The following is an 18,743-nucleotide window of genomic DNA, read 5'->3' as shown; positions in this document are numbered from 1 at the left end:
GCGAATCCGTGGTCAAGACGGCGGAAAAGCTGGAACTGGACGAGATCAACAAAATCTTTCGCAAATGAAGTTTCAAAGCGATGCACGATCGCAACACTTTATTGCGCGAAGAAGCGGTATCAGCCACATAAGCGCCTTATACACCTGTAATTTCACGTATATATCATTTCACACTTGCGAAATGGGAGGGGTGGAACCGGCCCTGACCAGTCTGCCAAGGTGTCTTTGGGGAGCAGTTCCACAATGCCTGTCTTCCGCCGACTAGACACAGTCAACGAGCGAGAATATGGCCGTAAGCGGATAGGCGAGGTCTGATTCAGATCCGCCACCGGGGAGAGGAGATTGCATGCAGGCAGCGCCTATCAGCGCGGTGATTCCACGGGTTTACCCGTGTGTCATGCAATGGCCTATCCATAGACAAGTTCATCCATCAAACACGCACGGTCCGCACGGGACGCCGGTCACCAACAGGTGTGCCGATTTCCATTCGGGCACTGTCAGTGGGACGATGAAAACTAGCAGGACTGCATTTCGCGGTCCTGCATGCACTGTGAAGGGAGCACAAAAGTGAGGAGCTTTAACAACCAGCTGGTCTTCAAGGCCCTGCTGCTGGCCGGTGGGGCCAGTACGCTTGGTTTTGCCGCACCGGCAATGGCCCAGTCCGTTGATTGCAACGACCCGGCCAACGCCAACGCGCCGGCCTGCACGACCGGGGAGCGCATCGTCGTTACCGGTTCGCGTATTGCCGGTGACTTCGAATCCAACAGCCCGATGGTCACCGTGGATTCGGGCCTGATCGAGAACTCGGCAACCGCCGCTCTCGAATCGAACCTGAACCGCCTGCCGCAGTTCGTGCCGGCGCAGACGCCGACCGCCGGTGGCGACATCCAGCCGACCGCTACCAACACCCCGGGCGCTGCAACCGTGTCGCTGCGTGGTATCGGTACCAACCGCAACCTCGTCCTGATCGACAGCCGCCGCGGTACCCCGGGCAACGCCTCGGGCGTGGTCGACATCTCGACCATCCCGGCAGCTGCTATCGAACGTATCGAAGTGATTTCGGGCGGTGCATCGGCAACCTACGGTGCTGACGCCGTGGCCGGTGTGACCAACTTCATCCTGAAGAAGGACTTTGAAGGTCTCGAGCTGGACGCCAACTTCGGTATCACCGAGCACGGCGACAACTTCGAATACCAGCTGGGCGGCATCATGGGCTCGGACTTCGACGATGGACGCGGCAACGTGTCGATCGCCATGTCGATCAACACCCGTGAAGCCAACTACCAGCGCGATCGTGACCACTATCGTGACCTGTGGGCCGATCCGACCATCAACGGTACGCAGTTCTTCATCGACTTCCCGGCGATCAACTTCGGCTTCAGCAACCTGCCGAGCTTCGACTCGATCGCTCCGGGTGCCGGTGTCCGCGGCGGCCAGACGGTCTACGTCCAGCCTGACGGCACGCCGTTCACCAACGGCTTCGGTGGTATCGCCAATGACAACTTCTCGCTGACGACGGATGGTTTACCGTACCAGCGCGGTTCGAACGGCACCATCAGCCAGAACAACACCAACCTCTACCTGATCCTGCCGCTGACGCGCTACAACCTGTTCGCCCGCGGCAACTACGAGATCAACGACTGGGTTGGCGTGTTCGCGCAGGGCCTGTTCAGCCATGTGGAAACCTTCACCCGCAACGAACCGGGCCCGATCTTCGCCGGTTGGGGTGCCACGGCCGATCCGACCGTGCTCGATCGTGACCAGCTGCCCGAATCGCTCTGGACACTGCTCGAAGGACGTCCGGATCCGGACGCCCCGTTCACCGTGCAGGCTCTGCTGCCCGATGATCGCGAAACCTTCACTGACGTGACGACCTACAACCTGACTGCTGGTCTCGAGGGCTATATCCCCGGCACCAGCCTGTCGTGGGAAGCTTTCGTCAGCCACGGTATCTCGTCTACCTACGCCAAGCAGACGGGTGTCTACTCGCTCAACCGTGTTCGCACGCTGATCGGTGCCCCGAACTTCGGTGAAGGCTTCTCGCAGCAGGGTAACCCGACGAATGGCGGCTTCGGCGCTTCGACCGGTACCTGTACGTCCGGCCTGAACTTCTACCGTCCGCCGGCTGGCGGGTTCTCGGAAGACTGCCTCGAAGCTATTCGTGCCGACCTGAAGAACCGTTCGGAAGTGACGCAGACGATTGCGGAAGCCAACGTTGCCGGTGGTCTGTTCGACCTGCCTGCCGGTGAACTCGGTGTCGCCCTCGGTGCCAGCTACCGCGAAGTGCAGTTCCAGTTCGACAACGACACCCTCACCACGCAGGGTCGTTCGTTCCAGGATCAGGCGCTGGGCATCTATCCCAGCGGCAACGTGGATGCCAGCTTCGACGTGCACGAGATCTACGGCGAATTGCTGATCCCGATCCTTTCGGACATCCCGGGCATCCAGCAGTTCAACCTGGAGCTTGGCGGTCGTATCTCGGACTTCTCGACCACGGGAACGAGCTACACCTACAAGATCCTGGGCGACTGGGAAGTCACCGACTGGCTGCGTTTCCGTGGCGGCTACAACCGCGCAGAACGCGCACCGAACATCGGCGAACTGTTCCTCGCGGCACAGCAGACCTTCGGTGTGAACACCGCTGGTGACCCCTGCGCCAAGCTCAACCCGCTGTCGTTCTCGGCCAACGATGCCAACGCCAACGGCGCTGGTGTGGAAGCCGTCTGCCGCGCGCAGATGAACGCAACGGGCGATCCGGACGCTGATGATTTCTTCTATCAGCAGGATGGCTCGGGTACCTATCTCAACGGTGCAGCTGCATCGGGTACCTTCGGCTTTGCCTTCCCGACGACGGTTGGTAACCCGAACCTGACCCCGGAAACGGCCGACACCTGGACTGCCGGTGTGGTGATCAACTCGCCGTTCACCAGCGCAATGTTCAACCGCTTCCGTCTGTCGGTTGACTGGTTCGACATCTCGGTGTCGGACGCGATCGGTGAGCAGACCGTGGCTGTGGCACTGCAGCAGTGCTACGATCCGGCGCTGAACCCGGCTTGGGACAGCGGTAGTCCGACGGACATTGCCAACTCGGCATTCTGTCAGCTGGTACCGCGTAACGCCAACAACGGCGGTCTCGGCAACGTGAACCGTACCTACGTCAACAACGGCGAGTTCAGCGTGTCGGGTATCGACGTGCAGCTCGACTGGGGTTTCGACGTTGGTCCGGGTTCACTCAACCTGAACGTGCTGGCAAACTACTTGCTGCACTTCGAGACGACCTCGCTGGCTGGCGTCGTGCCCGCTATCGACTACGTCGGTACGCAGGGTACGGGTGAAAACGGCCTCAACACCGGTGTTTACGAATACCGCGTGCTGACCACGCTCGGTTACAACTGGGGCCCGGCCTACCTTGGCTTCCAGTGGCAGCACCTGCCCTCGATCGAAGACGCTTCGGAAGCTCAGTTTGGTCCGAACCAGACCACCGGCTTCCCCAGCTACAACATCTTCGACTTGAACGCGTCGTATGCCATCTCGGATGACATCAACCTGCGCTTCGGTGTGCAGAACCTGTTCGACAAGGCTCCGCCGCTGGGCAACCGCAACCTGGCCAACGAGCCGGGCACCGGTGCCACGCTGCCGGGCGGATCGTTCGACGCCCGGTTCTACGACACCAACGGTCGTCGATTCTACCTCGGCGCGAACCTCCGGTTCTAGTCGACGGCGACAGCCAAACAGATCAGGGCCTCTCCTTCGGGAGGGGCCCTTTTCTTATGTGCGCAATTGGTGGAACCTGTCGTCCAAGGAGAGACACATGACGCGATTCGTCCGCTTCCACGAAACCGGTGGTCCCGAAGTCCTGCAGATTGAAGAGGGGCAGATTGGTGAGCCGGGCGCCGGTGAGGTGCGCATCAAGGTTTCAGCCGTCGGCTTGAACCGGGCCGAGGCCATGTACCGCGCCGGCAAGTATCCGGTGCAGCCGCAGTTGCCGAGCCGCATCGGCTACGAGGGCGTCGGCACGATCAGCGCCTTGGGAGATGGCGTGGAAAGATTCTCGGTAGGTGACCGGGTTTGCGTGCTGCCGATGATCAGCCAGGGCGATTACGGGATCTGGGCCGACGAGGCGATCGTCCCCGCCCGCATCCTGCTTCCCGCACCGGAAGGCCTGTCCGACGAGCAGGCCGCGGCGATCTGGATGCAGTACTTCACGGCCTTCGCGATCATCGAGGTAGCCAAGGTCGGCATCGGCGATGGTGTGATCATTCCGGCTGCTTCCTCCAGTGTCGGCATTGCCGCGATCCAGCTCGCCAACTGGGCGGGAGCAACGTCGATTGCCGCCACTCGGACGTCCGCCAAGGCCGAGGCGCTGAAGCGGATCGGCGCAGCCCATGTCGTGGCAACTCAGGAAGAAGACCTGGTCGAACGGGTCATGGACATCACCAAGGGCCGCGGCGCGCGGTGCGCCTTCGATCCAGTCGGCGGGCCCTATGTGGACACACTAGCCCGGGCACTGGAGGAACGCGGGATCCTGTTCGTCTACGGCGGGCTGAGCGGCGAGCCTACACCCTATCCCCACTGGCCGATGGCCTTCAAGGGCTGCTCCATGCGCGGTTGGGTGGCGAGCGAAATATGGAACCATCCGCACCGCTTCGAAGTGGCACAGCGGAAGATCCTGGCCGGTCTTGAGGGTGGACAGCTTGAACCGGTAATCGCCAAGACCTTCACCGGACTGGAAGCGCTGCCGGATGCCAATGCCTACCTCGAGAGCAACCAGCAGGTCGGAAAGGTCGTGGTGAGGTTCTGAGGAATTGGTGCGCCCGACAGGATTCGAACCTGTGGCCCCCGGATTAGGAATCCGATGCTCTATCCGACTGAGCTACGGGCGCTTCCACGCGTCCTGTTAGCAGCCAATTCGTGTCTGGCAATCAGTTGACGTCGTCGGGCGGTGCAACCGGCAACGGAAGTGGCGCAACCGGCACGCCTTCATCAATCAGATCGCGCGCTTCCTCGAGGCTGGCTTCGCCATGGATCGCCGCATGGTCCCGCTCGCCATAGTGCATGGCGCGCGACTGTTCGGCGAAATCCTTTCCCACCCATGTGCTGTTCTCCAGCGCCTTGGCCTGAGCCCTGGCAAGCTTGTCCAGGGCGGCCGCGACTTCGGGGGACATGGGGGCGTTGGAGACACCCTTGGCTTGGTTGACCCCAGCCGACGCCTGTTGGTTCCCCTTCTTGCCAACCGCGGGTGCCATCGGCGCCTTCTCGACCGCCTCCGAACCGCATTGCGGGCAGGAGAGCAGGCCACGAGTCTTTTGCGACGCAAAGTCGTCAGACGAGCCGAACCAGCCTTCGAATCGATGGCCCTGGTCGCAGGAAAGGTCGTAGACGATCATTGCGCGCCCGATGTAGGCAGATCGCGCTTGTTGGCAAGACTGGGCAGCTGTCGTCGCACCTCGCCGATGCGGTCGAGATTGAGGTCGCAGCAGGCCAGGCCTGCCTGTTCGCCGCCCATATCGAGCAGGACTTCGCCCCAAGGATCGACCACCAGCGAATGACCGTAGGTCTCGCGACCGTCCTCGTGCCGACCCACCTGCGCTGCGGCAATCACGAAGGCGCTCGCTTCGACAGCGCGTGCCCGTTGCATCAGGTGCCAGTGCGCCTTTCCGGTCGGCACGGTAAATGCTGCGGGGATCGCGATGGCGTCGCAACGTCGGCGGCCAAATTCCTCGAATAGCGCGGGAAAACGGATATCGTAGCAAATCGCCAGGCCAAGCCGGCCGAGCGGTGTATCGTCGACGGTCACGACTTGCTCACCCGGAACATAGGCTGCGGATTCGCGCCAAGTTTCCCCGGTATCGAGCTCCACGTCGAACATGTGGATCTTGTCATACCGCGCGGCGACTTCACCCTTGTCATTGAACAGCAGCGTTCGGTTGGCCCAGCGACCGTCTCCCCGCGCAACCGGCAGGCCGTAGGCAATCCAGATGGCGGCGTCGGCAGCAGCCTTGGCCACGGCCTCGACCTGCGGAATGTCGGTTTCCGGCAGGATGTGGGCAGTCGCCCTTTTCCGGTCGCGATCAAGCAGCCCGGCCATTTCCGGCGTGAAGAGCATTTGAACGCCCTGCCCCGCGGCCTTGCGCGCAGCTTCGATCACCCCCGCAGCATTGGCTGCCGGGTCAATGCCCGAGGTCATTTGCAGCAGAGCGATTCGCGGCATCCGGCTAAAGCCCCAGCAGCCCGTCCAGCTTGCCGTCACGCTCAAGCGCGGCAAGTTCGTCGGACCCGCCGATGGCCTTGTCGTCGATAAATATCTGCGGAACGGTTATCGCGTCGGGCTTGCGCTCCTTCATTTCCGCCCGCTTCGGCCCGCCAAGGGTGATGTCGTACTCTTCGTATTCGACGCCCTTGGAATCGAGCAGCCGCTTCGCGCGGTAGCAATAGCCGCAGTACATCTTGGTGTAGATTTCGACCTTGGGGACGCTCACGAAAAATCCTTCAATCTGGCGGCAGTCGGGGTTCTTGAAACGGCTACCGGCCTGCCTATCTCTGTACACGCAGGCGCCGCTTTCGGGCCTGTATACATGTCAAATTGCTCAAGAGAGGATTTGTTTCAAATGAACCGTATGGATTTTACCCCCTATCGCCGCTCCACCGTGGGCTTTGACCGCCTGTTCGACCTGCTGGAGAGCAACTCCCGCAACAGCGGCGACAATTACCCCCCCTTCAATATCGAGCGCCGCGATGAAGATGCCTACCGCATCACGATCGCCGTCGCCGGCTTCAAGTCTGCCGATCTCGACATCGTGGCCCAGCAGAACCTGCTGACGGTCAAGGGCAACAAGCGCGAAGAGACCGTTGATGGCGAGATGCTGCATGTCGGCATCGCCAACCGCGGTTTCGAACGCCGCTTCGAACTGGCCGACTACGTCCGCGTCGAGAACGCTGACCTGGCAGACGGCCTGCTGGTTATCGACCTGGTACGCGAAGTGCCGGAAGCGATGAAGCCGAAGAAGATCGCTATCGGCGGCAATGAGCTGAAGGTGGTCGAAAACAAGTCCAAGGATGACGACCAGGCCGACGCTGCCTGATCCTACCTGGATTAACCATCAGCTTAAAACTTTGGAGGCGGGGCTCGCTAAAGCCCCGCCCCCTCGACGCGTCTGCGCCGACTGGCTGATGAAACTGGCTGTCCGGGTCGCAAAAGGCAGCCAACTCCATTCAGCAAGACCGAGCCGAAAGTACGCACAATAAACCCTGTTCGTGCGTAGGACCGGTCTCAATCCCTGGGCTAATAATTTCGATGAAGGCGTGCCAATCCCCATCTGGCACGTAACCCGAATTGCCCTGTTATTCGGAGTTACGCCTCTATTCGCTGCCTTGGCAAGGGCAATATTCGCATATACGAATGCCGCTTTTACCACGGGTGTTAACGATAACAACCCTCGCGATATCAGACGAGACGCGATTGTTCCAAGGCCGCCGCGATGAAGCCGCTGAACAACGGGTGCGGATCGAACGGGCGGCTCTTGAGCTCCGGATGGAACTGCACGCCGACGAACCACGGGTGGTCTGGCCGCTCGACGATTTCGGGCAGCAGGCCGTCGGGTGACATGCCTGAGAAGATCAGCCCGCCCTCTTCCAGGGCCGGTACGTAGGCTGAGTTCACTTCGTACCGATGGCGGTGCCGTTCAGAGATTTCCGTAGCGCCGCCATAGATCTGCGACACGTGGCTGTTGCCCGCCAGCTTGGCGTCATAGGCTCCCAGCCGCATGGTGCCGCCCAGATCGGTTTCTGCCGAACGCTGCTGCAAGCCTTCCTTGCTCATCCATTCGGTGATGATGCCGACCACCGGCTCTTTGGTTTCGCCGAATTCGGTCGAACTCGCATCGGCGATCCCGGCCGTGTTCCGCGCGCCCTCGATGCAGGCCATCTGCATGCCCAGGCAAATGCCGAAGAACGGCACCTTGCGCTCACGGGCGAAACGAACCGAGGCGATCTTGCCTTCGCTGCCGCGATCGCCAAAGCCGCCGGGCACCAGGATGCCATGCAAGGGCTCCAGTTCGGCGGCGATATCGGCATCGTCCTTTTCGAAGATCTCGGCGTCGATCCAGCGGATCTTGACCTTGGTGCGGTTGGCCATGCCGCCATGCACCAGCGCCTCGTTCAGCGACTTGTAGGCATCGGGCAGGCCGACATACTTGCCCACGACCCCGATGGTGACTTCGCCTTCGTAGTTCTCGTAGCGGTCGACCACGTCTTCCCAACGCGACATGTCCGGCGGATTGGACGTGCCGAGCATGCCGAAATGGCGTAGCACTTCGCTGTCGAGCCCTTCCCCATGGTACTGCTGCGGCACGGCATAGATACTGGTCGCGTCGAGCGCCGGGATAACCGATTCCTTCCGCACGTTGCAGAAATTGGCGATCTTCTGGCGCTCGCTGTCGGGCAGCGGGTGCTCGCAGCGGCACAGGAGCACGTCGGGCTTGATGCCCAGCGATGCCAGTTCCCGCACGGAGTGCTGCGTCGGCTTGGTCTTCAGCTCGCCGGCAGCGGCGATATAGGGCACCAGCGTGACGTGGACGGAGACGGTCTGGTCCGGTTCCAGCTCGTTGCGCAGCTGGCGGATGGCTTCCATGAACGGCAGGCTCTCGATGTCGCCCACCGTGCCGCCGATCTCGCACAGGACGAAATCGTGGTCGCCCTGGTCGGCCAGGGCGAATTCCTTGATGGCGTCGGTGACGTGCGGGATCACCTGCACCGTCGCGCCAAGGTAATCGCCGCGGCGTTCCTTGGCGATGATGTCGCGGTAGACGCGCCCCGAGGTGATGTTGTCGTTCTGGTGTGCGGAAACGCCGGTGAAGCGCTCGTAGTGGCCCAGGTCGAGGTCGGTTTCCGCCCCGTCGTCAGTCACATAGACTTCACCGTGCTGGTAGGGGCTCATGGTCCCCGGATCGACGTTCAGATAGGGATCGAACTTGCGGATGCGGACCTTGTAGCCACGCGCCTGCAGAAGGGCCGCCAGAGAGGCAGCCATGAGACCTTTGCCGAGCGAGGAGACCACGCCGCCGGTGATGAAAATGTACCGCGCCATGGGAGTCGGGCCTTAAGGGCCTGCGCGGATTCGGCGCAAGCTCTTTGGTGCAGAATTTCACTGCTTAGAGCGAATTGTCCGCGGAAAAGATCAGTCGGCCAGGTCGGCCAGCGGATCGGCTTCGTCGCTGGTCTCTTCCGCAGAGGCGCCGTCGCTACCGCCCGGCAGCGCCGTCGCATCAGCCCCTTCACCGGTCGAGGTGGCGGTACGATCCAGCGTTTCTTCGAAGTTGCGATCGCCCGAAACGTCCACGGCCAGGCCGGCCAGTACGATCGACAGGGTCACGAAACCGATGGCGAACCACTTGGTCGCACGCGTCAGCAAGTCCGCCGCGCCGCGGGCCGACATCAGCCCCCCCGGACTGCCGCCACCACCGATTCCAAGGCCACCGCCTTCGGAACGCTGCATGAGCACCAGGATTACGAGGCCTGCGGCCACGAAGGCCTGGATGACGGTAAGAAAGAGGAACCAGTTCATGACAATTCTTGTATCCGGGGAAATATGGGACGCCATGTAGTCGCCCTGCCCGCTGCCCACAAGGGCTAGCGAGAGAGGGACTGGCAGGTCAGGCCTATTCCTTCTCGCCTTCGGCAGCAGCGATGATGATACCGAGGAAACTCTCTGCGGTCAGGCTGGCGCCGCCCACCAGGGCTCCGCCGACCTCGTCCGCAGCCAGCAGTTCCGCTGCATTGTCGGGCTTCACCGAACCGCCGTAGAGAATACGCACGGAAGCACCGGCTTCGCCGTAGATGCTTTCCAGTTTTTCCCGGATGTGGCGGTGCATGGCACCGATATCATCCACCGTCGGGGTGCGGCCGGTGCCAATGGCCCAAACCGGTTCGTAAGCAACCGTGATCTTCTCCGCCACGCCATCGCCAGTGGGCAGCGAGCCGGTCAACTGGCGGCCCACCACGGCTTCCGCCTTGCCCGCGTCACGCTCCTCTTCGGTCTCGCCGACGCAGACGATCACGCTCATGCCAGCGGCGAGCGCGGACACGGCCTTTTCCTTGACCAGCGCGTTGGTTTCCTTGTGATCCGCGCGCCGTTCCGAGTGGCCCACGATCGTGAAACTGGCACCGGCGTCCTTCACCATCGCAGCGGAGATGTCGCCGGTGTGGGCGCCGCCGTCTGCCGGGTGCACATCCTGCGCGCCGATACCGATCAGCTCGGCTTCCTTGCGGGTCGCGTGAATCAGGGTGAATGGCGGAGCCAGGGCGACTTCCACCTTCAGCAGTCGCTCTGCCGCGCGGTCGATGGCGCGGGCTTCGGCAAGCATTGCCCGCGTACCGTGCATCTTCCAGTTGCCGACAATATAGGGTCGATTGGACATTAGTATGTGATTTCCGTGATTTTAGCCTGCTGCAGGCCCACTGCTGTGGTTACCCGCCTGGTTACTGCCATGGGCGCTAGTGCCCCGCCAGCAGCTTGTCAAAGAAGGTTTTGCACTTTGCCGGAAACCCGCGTCAGGCTGTTGCGGGAGAGTCGCATGGCGACTAAAGCGTCGGCGACATAAGGTCCGCCACCTCCTGCGCGGACCATCAAGCACAGAAACAGATACATCGATGATCCAGCTCTTCCGTAGGTTTTTCCAGTCCAAGATCGGGATCGGCGTAACGCTGGCCTTCCTCGCCCTGATCGCTGTTGCCTTCGCCAGTTCGGACGTGGCCAACAACAGCCTGTTCGGCGGTGTTGCCGGTGGCGACCGGGTGGCCAACGTGGGCGACCAGACGCTCACCACGGCGGACCTGATCCAGAACGCGAACAGCGCGGTGCAGCAATCGCGTGCGGAAAATCCGACCATCACCATGGAATCCTTCATTGCGGACGGCGGGCTGGATGACGTGCTCGAGCAGATGCTGACTCGCGCCGCGATTTCCGAATTCGGCAAGGCCATGGGGCTGCGTGCAAGCCAGGCCACCGTGAACAGCGAACTGCGCGCAACCGGGATTTTCAACGGCCTCAATGGAGAGTTCGACCCTGAGGTTTTCCGCACCTGGGTGCGCCAGCAAGGCCTTACCGAGGATCGCGTGCTGGAAGACGTGGCCATGGGCATCCAGGCCGAACAGCTGCTGATGCCGATTTCCTACGGCATGACGGTGCCTGACAGCATCGCGCGTCGCTACGCCGGCATGTTCAACGAAACCCGGGTTGGCCTTGCCGCCGGCTTCACCGCTGTCGCCTTTGCACCGGACGAAGATCCGACCGACGAACAGCTGGAAACCTATTACCAGGCGAATCGCGGTGCGTATGTGCGGCCGGAACGCCGCGTGATCCGTTACGCTACCTTTGATCGCACTGCCTTGGACGACATTGCGCCCGTTACGGATGAGCAGATTGCCCGCCGCTACGAGCGAGACGCTGCGGTCTATGCGCCGATCGAAACGCGCAGCTTCACCCAGTTGGTCTTGCCGACGCAAGCTGCGGCACAGGCCGTAATAGACGAAGTGAATGGCGGCGTATCGCTGGAAGCTTCTGCCCGTGAAAAGGGCCTGCAGACGGTCACGCTCAGCGGCGTCAGCCGCGAGGACATCGAGGAACAGGCGTCCGAGAATGTCGCCGATGCAGCCTTTGCGGCACAAAGCGGCGACCTCGCCCGCCCGGCGCGCGGCAACCTTGGCTGGTATGTGCTGCGCGTGGACCAGGTCACGCAGAATTCCGGCCAGACGCTGGAACAGGCGAGCGAAGGCATTCGCCAGCAGCTGTTCGAGGAACGCCAGCAATTGGCGCTGAACGAGTTTACGGAGCGTCTGGAAGACGAATTCCGCAATGGCCGCAGCCTTACCGAAGCTGCCGAGGAACTGGGTCTGGAAGTCACTACCTCGCGTCAGGCTACGGCGACCGGACAGGTCTATGGGACGCAGGAGTCCGTCGCTCCGCAGGTGGCACGAATTATCCCCTTTGCCTTCCAGGTCGACGCCGGCGATCCGCAGCTGAACGAACTTGTGCCCGGCGAGCAGTACCTGATCTTCGACGTGTCCGAGGTGGTGCCCAGCGCTGCCGCTCCGCTGGCGGAAATTCGTGACGATGTGGTCACCGCATGGCGCCGCGAACAGGGCATGGCCGAAGCCGGTGCTGCTGCCGCGCGCGTCATCGAACGGATCGAAGGCGGCGCAACCTTTGCCGAAGCCGTAGCTGCCGAAGAAGTCAGCCTGCCAGCCCCGGAACCGCTGCGCCTGAACCGCCGCGAATTGGCGGAACAGGGCCAGCTTTCGCTCGCCAGCATCCTGTTCTTCTCGATGGCTGAAGGCAGCACCAAGCCGGTTGAACTGGCAGACGTTTCGACCTGGTTCGTCGTCCAGCTGAGCGAGATCGAACAGCCGGAGATCGATGCCGAGGATCAGCGGTTTGCCGAAACGCGTCAGCAGCTCGTCGCCAGCCTCGGCGAGGAGTATGTCGTCCAGTTCGTCACGGCGATGCAGGGTTCGCTTGAAGCCGAGACCAACGAAGTGGCAGTCGAAGCCGTGCGGGCGCAGCTGCTTGGCCTGAACAACTAGGTCCTGGCCTTGTCCGGCGCACCCCATAATGCCGACGTGGCGCTCTCTGCCCTGGCGGAGCGGCGTAACACGCTTATCTGGCGCCGGGTCGTGGCCGACACGGAGACCCCGATCGGTGCGGCGCTCAAACTGATCGAGCCGGGACGCGGCGACTACCTGCTGGAATCGGTCGAAGGCGGCGAGATCCGCGGTCGCTACTCCATGCTCGGCCTCGATCCGGACCTGATGTTCCGCTCGACGGACCACCGCGCCGAGGTCAACCGGCAATGGCGCCATGACCGCGAGGCTTTCGAGGCGCTGCCCGGCGACAGCCTGAGCGAACTGCGCGCGCTTGCCACGGCCTGCCGCATCGACATGCCCGAAGGACTGCCGCCCGCGCTCGCCTTCCTTGTCGGCTATTTCGGTTACGAGACCATCGGTCTCGTCGAAGACCTGCCGCGCGCACCGCAGAGCGAGCTGTCCCTGCCGGACATGCTGTTTGCCCGCCCCGCGCTGGTGCTGGTGTTCGACGGCCTGACCAACGAACTCTACGTCATCGCCCCGCTGTGGGCCAATGACGACGATCCCGCGGGCAAGATCGAACGCGCCACGGACCGCATCGACGAGGCCCTGCGCCGCCTTGGCGACAAGGTACCTGCTGCCGATCGCCTCTCGGACATGCCCGACCTCGAGCTCGAGCCGGTCATGCCGCCCGAGGATTACGAGCGGATCGTGCTCAAGGCCAAGGACTACATCACCGCGGGCGACATCTTCCAGGTGGTGCTGGCGCAGCGCTTTACCTGCCCCTTCCCCTTGCCGCCGATTGCGCTCTACCGCGCGCTGCGGCGGGTGAACCCCTCGCCCTTCCTCTATTTCCTCGACCTGCCCGGCTTTGCCGTGGTCGGCTCAAGTCCCGAAATCCTCGTCCGCGTGCGGGATGGCGAAGTGACCATACGTCCCATCGCCGGCACCCGTCCGCGCGGTGCGACCGAGGGCGAGGACAAGGCCAACGAGTTGAGCCTGCTGGCCGACCCCAAGGAATGCGCCGAGCACCTGATGCTGCTGGACCTTGGGCGCAATGACGTGGGCCGCGTGGCAGGAGCCGACAGCGTCACCGTCACCGCCAGCTTCACCATCGAACGCTACAGCCACGTCATGCACATCGTCAGCAACGTCGTCGGCCAGTTGGCAGAGGGCAAGGACGCCATCGACGCGCTGTTCGCGGGCTTCCCGGCGGGCACGGTCAGCGGTGCCCCCAAGATCCGCGCCTGCGAGATCATTGCCGAGCTCGAACCCGAAACGCGCGGTCCCTACGCGGGCGGCGTCGGCTATTTCGCGCCCGATGGTTCGGTCGACAGCTGTATCGTCCTGCGCACCGCCGTGGTGAAAGACGGCACCATGCACGTGCAGGCAGGTGCAGGCATCGTTGCCGACAGTAACCCCGAGTACGAAGCCGCCGAATGTCGTCACAAGGCGGGCGCGCTAATCGCCGCAGCACGCGAAGCCGTAGCAGTAGCCAGCGAGCCGGGGTTCGGGCAGTGAAACAGCTGGTTGGTGTGTGTGCCTTGCTGGCCCTCACCGCCTGCTCCGTGGGCACCGCCGGTGAGGAGGAACAAGGCCGAGCCTCGATCTGCCAACCGCTGGTGTTCGAGGAATCGTCCTTCACCCACTGCACTGCCATGCCCACCATCCACGATATCCGCATGGAGCTGGCGCCCGAGGGCGAGGATACGCCTTATCGCTCTCTGACGGCGCTGGCTGACGATGTTGGCGAGGACGGAACCGGCATCGCATTGGCGGTGAACGGCGGGATGTTCGATCCCGATGGCGATCCGATCGGCTATTACGTCGAGGACGGGCGGCGCCTGACGGTGCTCAACCAGAACGAAGGGCCCGGCAATTTCCACATGCTGCCCAATGGTGTCTTCTTCGGCGATAGCCCGGTCGGGCCATGGCACGTCTGGTCGACCTCGCGCTTTGCCCGCGATGTCGAAGAACGCCCCGAATTCGCCACGCAGTCCGGACCCATGCTGGTGATCGACGGCGAGCTACACCCTGAAATCGACCCCAATGGGACCAGCCTGAGACTGCGCAATGCCGTGGGCGTCGACGACGCCGGACGCGCGCATTTCGTCATCAGCGAAGCGCCGGTCAGTTTCGGCAAACTGGCGCGCCTCTACCGCGACGTGCTCAACATCGACAACGCGCTGTTCCTGGACGGAACGGTATCGCAAATGTGGGACCCGGTTACGGGCCGCCTCGACAGCGGAGCGCCAATCGGCCCACTTATCATCGTCTACGACCGGGAACCGACCCAATGACTGAATACCGTTCACTCTACCCTGACATTGAACCCTTCGAGACCGGCCATCTCAACGTGGGTGAAGGCCATTCGCTCTATTGGGAACGCGTGGGCACCAAGGGCGCCAAGCCTGCCGTCATGCTGCACGGCGGTCCGGGCGGCGGGATCAGCCCCTCGCATCGCGGCCAGTGGGACCCGGAGCTTTACGACGTGCTGCTGTTCGACCAGCGCGGTTGCGGCCATTCGCGTCCCTTCGCCGAGATCGAGGCGAACGACACCTGGCGGATCGTTGCCGACATGGAAAAGCTGCGCGAGATGTGCGGTTTCGAGAAATGGCAGGTCTTCGGCGGTAGCTGGGGCTCCACGCTCGCCCTCGCCTATGCCCAGAAATACCCGGAACGGGTGAGCGAACTGGTGCTCCGCGGCGTCTTCCTGGCGCGGCAGAAGGAGAAGGACTGGCTCTACACCTACGGCGCGAGCGAGATCATGGCCGAACAGTGGGACCAGTTCAGCGGCCTGATCCCGGAAGACGAACGCGGCAACCTGGTGAAGGCCTATTACGACCGACTGACCAGCGATGACGAAGCCACCCGGCTGGCCGCTGCGCGCGAATGGTCGTTGTGGGAAGGCTCGGTTGCCACCCTGGTGCCCAACCCGGACCTGCTCGACGACTTTGCCGACCCGGCGAAGGCCGTTCCCTTCGCCCGCATCTGTGCCAAGTTCTTCCTCGAAGACTTCTATTTCGACGATGGCCAGCTGCTGCGCGATGTCGGCAAGCTGAAGGGAATTCCGGGGATCATCGTGCAGGGCCGTCACGACATCTGCTGCCCGCCAGTCTCCGCCTGGGACCTCAAGAAAGCCTGGCCCGAAGTCGACCTGCGCATCGTCGACGATGCCGGTCATGCCGCGAGCGAACCCGGCATCGTCGACGGGCTGGTCCGCGCGACCGACGAGTTTGCGGGGAAATTGGCTTGATTGACTCGGTCCGAGAGGCGAAGGGGGCCGCATGACCACGCCGCCCGACATCCTCGTTATCGACAACTACGACAGCTTCACCTTCAACCTGGTCCATTACCTGATGGAACTGGGGGCGCAGGTGGAAGTGGTGCGCAACGATGCCCTCAGCGCGTCCGAAGCGCTGGCGAGCGGGGCCAAGGGTATCCTGATCTCGCCCGGCCCCTGCACGCCCAACGAAGCGGGCATCAGCCTCGACCTCGTCGCTGCCTGCGCCGATGCCGAACGTCCGCTGCTGGGCGTGTGCCTTGGCCACCAGTCCATTGGCCAGCACTTCGGCGGCCGCGTGGCGCGCGGCGGGCTGATGCACGGCAAGACCTCGCCGGTCGATCACGATTCCACCGGCGTCTTTGCCGGCCTGCCCTCGCCCTTTACCGCCACCCGTTATCATTCGCTGATCGTGGAGGACATTCCCGATTGCCTGGTGATCAATGCCACCAGTGAGACGCCCGGTCTCGATGGCACGGCGGTCATGGGCTTTCGCCATGCCACGCTGCCGATCCACGGCGTGCAGTTCCACCCGGAAAGTATCGCGACCCAGTACGGCCACGAACTGCTCGCCAACTTCCTGCGGATTTGCGGCGTCGAAGCGAAAGAGCTCGCATGAGCGTCCTGCCTCCTGCCGACCTGCCGCTCACCGAGGCGGAAGCCGAGCGCGCCTTCGGCGACATGCTCGACGGCAAACCGTCCGATGACGAGATCGCGCGCTTCCTGTCCGACCTCTCCGATCGCGGCGAGCGCGCCGAGGAGATCACCGGTGCTGCCCGCGCCATGCGCGATCGGCTGATCCCCATCGAGGCACCCGACAACGCCATCGACGTCTGCGGCACCGGCGGCGATGGCCACCACACGCTCAACGTCTCCACCGCGGTCTCGCTGGTCGTGGCTGCTTGCGGCGTGCCGGTGGCCAAGCACGGCAACCGCGCGGCCAGCTCCAAGGCCGGCGCTGCCGATACGCTCGAAGCGCTTGGTCTCGACATGGACGCCGCCGGTCGCACGGCAGAGAAGACCCTCGCCGAGATCGGCATCTGCTTCCTGTTCGCCAAGAACCACCACCCGGCCATGGCCCGTATCCAGCCTATCCGGCAACAGCTGGGCCGCCGCACGATCTTCAACCTGATGGGGCCGCTGTCGAACCCCGCCAAGGTTCGCCGCCAGCTGATCGGCATCGCGCGTCCGGCCTATGTGCCGATCTACGCCGATGCCATGGCACGGCTCGGCACCGAGCGCACCTTCATCGTCTCGGGCGACGAGGGCCTCGACGAACTCAGCCTCGACGAAGGCAACGAGGTGGCTGACGTGCAGGGCCGCCAGGTGCTCATGCGCCGCGTCGATGCGAGCGAAGCCGGCTTGCAGCATGCACCCGTCGAAGCCATCCGCGGCGGCGATGCCGCGCACAATGCCAAGGCGCTCGAAGCCCTGCTGCTGGGCGCCCCCGGTCCGTACCGCGATGCCGTGCTGTTCAACGCGGCCGGTGCGCTGATCGTCGCGGGCGAAGTCGACAACTGGGTCGACGGGGTCGATGAAGCCGCCGAAGCCATCGACAAGGGGCTCGCCAAGGCCCTGCTCGAATGCTGGATTGCGGCCGCCAAATGAACAAGCTCGACGAAATCTGCGCCACCAAGCGCGAGGAAGTGCGCGCCCGCAAGGCCGCGCGTAGCTTGGCGGACATCGAAGCCCAGGCCGCATCGGCATCTACGCCGCGCGGCTTTCGCGCTGCGCTCGAGGCCAAGGCGGCAACGGGCTTCGGCCTGATTGCAGAGGTCAAGAAGGCCAGCCCCTCCAAGGGGCTGATCCGCCCCGACTTCCATCCCTCGCAGCATGCCGAGGACTACCAGAAGGGCGGCGCTGCCTGCCTCTCGGTGCTCACCGATGCGCCCTATTTCCAGGGGCACGAGAACTACCTTGTCGCCGCGCGTGCGGCCTGCAGTCTGCCGGTGCTGCGCAAGGATTTCATGGTCGACCCCTGGCAGGTTGCCGAAAGCCGGGCCATCGGCGCCGACGCCATCCTGATCATCGTCGCCGCGCTGGAAGATGCCCTGATGACCGAGATCGAGGCCGCGGCGCGCGAACAGGGCATGGACGTGCTGGTCGAGGTCCACGACGAAGCCGAGATGGAGCGCGCCGCCACGCGGCTCACTTCGCGACTGATCGGCGTCAACAACCGCGACCTCAAGACCTTCACCACCGACCTCGGCACCACCGAGCGCCTCGCGGCCCTTGCGCCCGAAGGCACCCTGCTGGTCGGCGAGAGCGGCATCAACTCCCACGCCGACTGCCAGCGGCTCGCCGGGTCGGGCGTCAGGTGTTTCCTGGTAGGTGAGAGCCTTATGCGGCAGGATGACATCGTCGCTGCCACGCAAGAGCTGCTCAACGGCTGACTTCTTCGGGACACATCGGCGCGCCAAGCGTTGATGCGAGCAAGGCCGAACGCAACCGCGACCGGTCGCCACCTGAAGAAGGAACATACAATGGGAATTTTCAGCTCGATCAAGGATGCCATCTTCGGTTCTGACGAAGCAGAGGCAACTCCGGCCACCAAGGGTGCCAGCAAGGCGCCTTCTGCTTCCACTTCGAGCGGGTTCGGTCGTGCCGACACCAAGGGCGAAGCGATCGACGAAGTCGACCTCGAAGCCGTGCTCGACGCCAAGGACGGTTCCGACAAGTTCAACTGGCGCACCTCGATCGTCGACCTGATGAAGCTGGTCGGCCTCGAGCCCAGCTATGAGAACCGCAAGGAGCTGGCGCACGAACTGGGCGACACGGACTATTCGGGCAAGGCCGAGGAAAACATCGCCCTGCACGCCCACGTGATGGAGAAGCTCGCCGAAAACGGCGCCAAGGTTCCCCAGAGCCTGCGCGGCTAAGA

Annotated in this window: 17 protein-coding genes and 1 tRNA gene; 11 read left to right on the top strand and 7 right to left on the bottom strand. The window is 63.3% G+C overall.

Annotation, left to right across the window (positions count from 1 at the left end):
* Window positions 1-567 precede the first annotated feature (567 nt).
* Both AAEO60_RS05965 and AAEO60_RS05960 read left to right on the top strand, forming a co-directional pair.
* Window positions 568-3,714, top strand: coding sequence for a TonB-dependent receptor plug domain-containing protein (locus AAEO60_RS05965; RefSeq protein ID WP_341672725.1), 3,147 nt, complete (start codon window positions 568-570; stop codon window positions 3,712-3,714).
* Between the two features lie 97 nt (window positions 3,715-3,811).
* Window positions 3,812-4,801 (top strand): zinc-dependent alcohol dehydrogenase family protein, encoded by a 990-nt coding sequence (locus AAEO60_RS05960; protein ID WP_341672724.1) that lies wholly within the window; start codon window positions 3,812-3,814, stop codon window positions 4,799-4,801.
* A gap of 5 nt (window positions 4,802-4,806) precedes the next feature.
* On the opposite strand, the gene AAEO60_RS05955 is transcribed toward AAEO60_RS05960, so the two are convergent.
* From AAEO60_RS05955 to grxC, 4 genes are all read right to left on the bottom strand, one after another.
* Window positions 4,807-4,883: transfer RNA gene (locus AAEO60_RS05955), tRNA-Arg, on the bottom strand.
* Between the two features lie 39 nt (window positions 4,884-4,922).
* Complete coding sequence (locus AAEO60_RS05950; protein WP_341672723.1) at window positions 4,923-5,387, bottom strand: DUF1178 family protein; 465 nt, start codon at window positions 5,385-5,387, stop codon at window positions 4,923-4,925.
* A complete protein-coding gene (locus AAEO60_RS05945; protein ID WP_341672722.1) occupies window positions 5,384-6,211 on the bottom strand; it encodes a carbon-nitrogen hydrolase family protein in 828 nt (275 codons plus the stop codon). The genes AAEO60_RS05950 and AAEO60_RS05945 overlap by 4 nt, the downstream gene beginning before the upstream one ends.
* A gap of 4 nt (window positions 6,212-6,215) precedes the next feature.
* Window positions 6,216-6,479 (bottom strand): glutaredoxin 3, encoded by a 264-nt coding sequence (gene grxC / locus AAEO60_RS05940; RefSeq protein ID WP_341672721.1) that lies wholly within the window; start codon window positions 6,477-6,479, stop codon window positions 6,216-6,218.
* Window positions 6,480-6,608: 129 nt separating this feature from the next.
* Between grxC and AAEO60_RS05935 the strand changes: the two genes are divergently transcribed.
* Window positions 6,609-7,082, top strand: coding sequence for an Hsp20 family protein (locus tag AAEO60_RS05935; protein WP_341672720.1), 474 nt, complete (start codon window positions 6,609-6,611; stop codon window positions 7,080-7,082).
* A gap of 362 nt (window positions 7,083-7,444) precedes the next feature.
* Here AAEO60_RS05935 and AAEO60_RS05930 read toward each other — a convergent pair whose 3' ends face one another.
* The 3 genes from AAEO60_RS05930 to tpiA form a co-directional block, all read right to left on the bottom strand.
* Window positions 7,445-9,085, bottom strand: a complete 1,641-nt coding sequence (locus AAEO60_RS05930) for a CTP synthase (RefSeq protein ID WP_341672719.1) — start codon at window positions 9,083-9,085, stop codon at window positions 7,445-7,447.
* Window positions 9,086-9,175: 90 nt separating this feature from the next.
* Window positions 9,176-9,562 carry a preprotein translocase subunit SecG gene (secG, locus tag AAEO60_RS05925; protein WP_341672718.1) on the bottom strand — a complete coding sequence of 129 codons (387 nt, stop codon included), beginning with the start codon at window positions 9,560-9,562 and terminating at the stop codon, window positions 9,176-9,178.
* 94 nt (window positions 9,563-9,656) lie between these two features.
* A complete protein-coding gene (tpiA, locus tag AAEO60_RS05920; protein WP_341672717.1) occupies window positions 9,657-10,415 on the bottom strand; it encodes a triose-phosphate isomerase in 759 nt (252 codons plus the stop codon).
* A 232-nt stretch (window positions 10,416-10,647) separates the two neighbouring features.
* Here tpiA and AAEO60_RS05915 point away from each other — a divergent pair, with 232 nt between their 5' ends.
* The 8 genes from AAEO60_RS05915 to AAEO60_RS05880 all read left to right on the top strand — a co-directional run bounded on the left by AAEO60_RS05915 (window position 10,648) and on the right by AAEO60_RS05880 (window position 18,741).
* Window positions 10,648-12,579, top strand: coding sequence for a peptidyl-prolyl cis-trans isomerase (locus AAEO60_RS05915; protein ID WP_341672716.1), 1,932 nt, complete (start codon window positions 10,648-10,650; stop codon window positions 12,577-12,579).
* A 9-nt stretch (window positions 12,580-12,588) separates the two neighbouring features.
* A complete protein-coding gene (trpE, locus tag AAEO60_RS05910) occupies window positions 12,589-14,100 on the top strand; it encodes an anthranilate synthase component I (protein ID WP_423970093.1) in 1,512 nt (503 codons plus the stop codon).
* Window positions 14,097-14,879, top strand: coding sequence for a phosphodiester glycosidase family protein (locus AAEO60_RS05905; RefSeq protein ID WP_341672715.1), 783 nt, complete (start codon window positions 14,097-14,099; stop codon window positions 14,877-14,879). Before trpE ends, AAEO60_RS05905 begins: the two co-directional genes overlap by 4 nt.
* Window positions 14,876-15,835, top strand: a complete 960-nt coding sequence (pip, locus tag AAEO60_RS05900; protein ID WP_341672714.1) for a prolyl aminopeptidase — start codon at window positions 14,876-14,878, stop codon at window positions 15,833-15,835. The genes AAEO60_RS05905 and pip overlap by 4 nt, the downstream gene beginning before the upstream one ends.
* Before the next feature lie 31 nt (window positions 15,836-15,866).
* A complete protein-coding gene (locus tag AAEO60_RS05895) occupies window positions 15,867-16,481 on the top strand; it encodes an anthranilate synthase component II (protein ID WP_341672713.1) in 615 nt (204 codons plus the stop codon).
* A complete protein-coding gene (gene trpD, locus AAEO60_RS05890) occupies window positions 16,478-17,470 on the top strand; it encodes an anthranilate phosphoribosyltransferase (protein ID WP_341672712.1) in 993 nt (330 codons plus the stop codon). Before AAEO60_RS05895 ends, trpD begins: the two co-directional genes overlap by 4 nt.
* Window positions 17,467-18,255 carry an indole-3-glycerol phosphate synthase TrpC gene (gene trpC / locus AAEO60_RS05885; RefSeq protein ID WP_341672711.1) on the top strand — a complete coding sequence of 263 codons (789 nt, stop codon included), beginning with the start codon at window positions 17,467-17,469 and terminating at the stop codon, window positions 18,253-18,255. Before trpD ends, trpC begins: the two co-directional genes overlap by 4 nt.
* Before the next feature lie 90 nt (window positions 18,256-18,345).
* Entirely contained in the window at window positions 18,346-18,741 is a 396-nt protein-coding gene (locus AAEO60_RS05880; protein WP_341672710.1) for a DUF3597 domain-containing protein, read from the top strand.
* Window positions 18,742-18,743 lie beyond the last annotated feature (2 nt).

Origin of the sequence: Aurantiacibacter gilvus (assembly GCF_038289935.1) — a bacterium.
Lineage (GTDB): Bacteria > Pseudomonadota > Alphaproteobacteria > Sphingomonadales > Sphingomonadaceae > Alteraurantiacibacter > Alteraurantiacibacter gilvus.
This window is presented reverse-complemented; position numbering and strand designations above follow the sequence as displayed.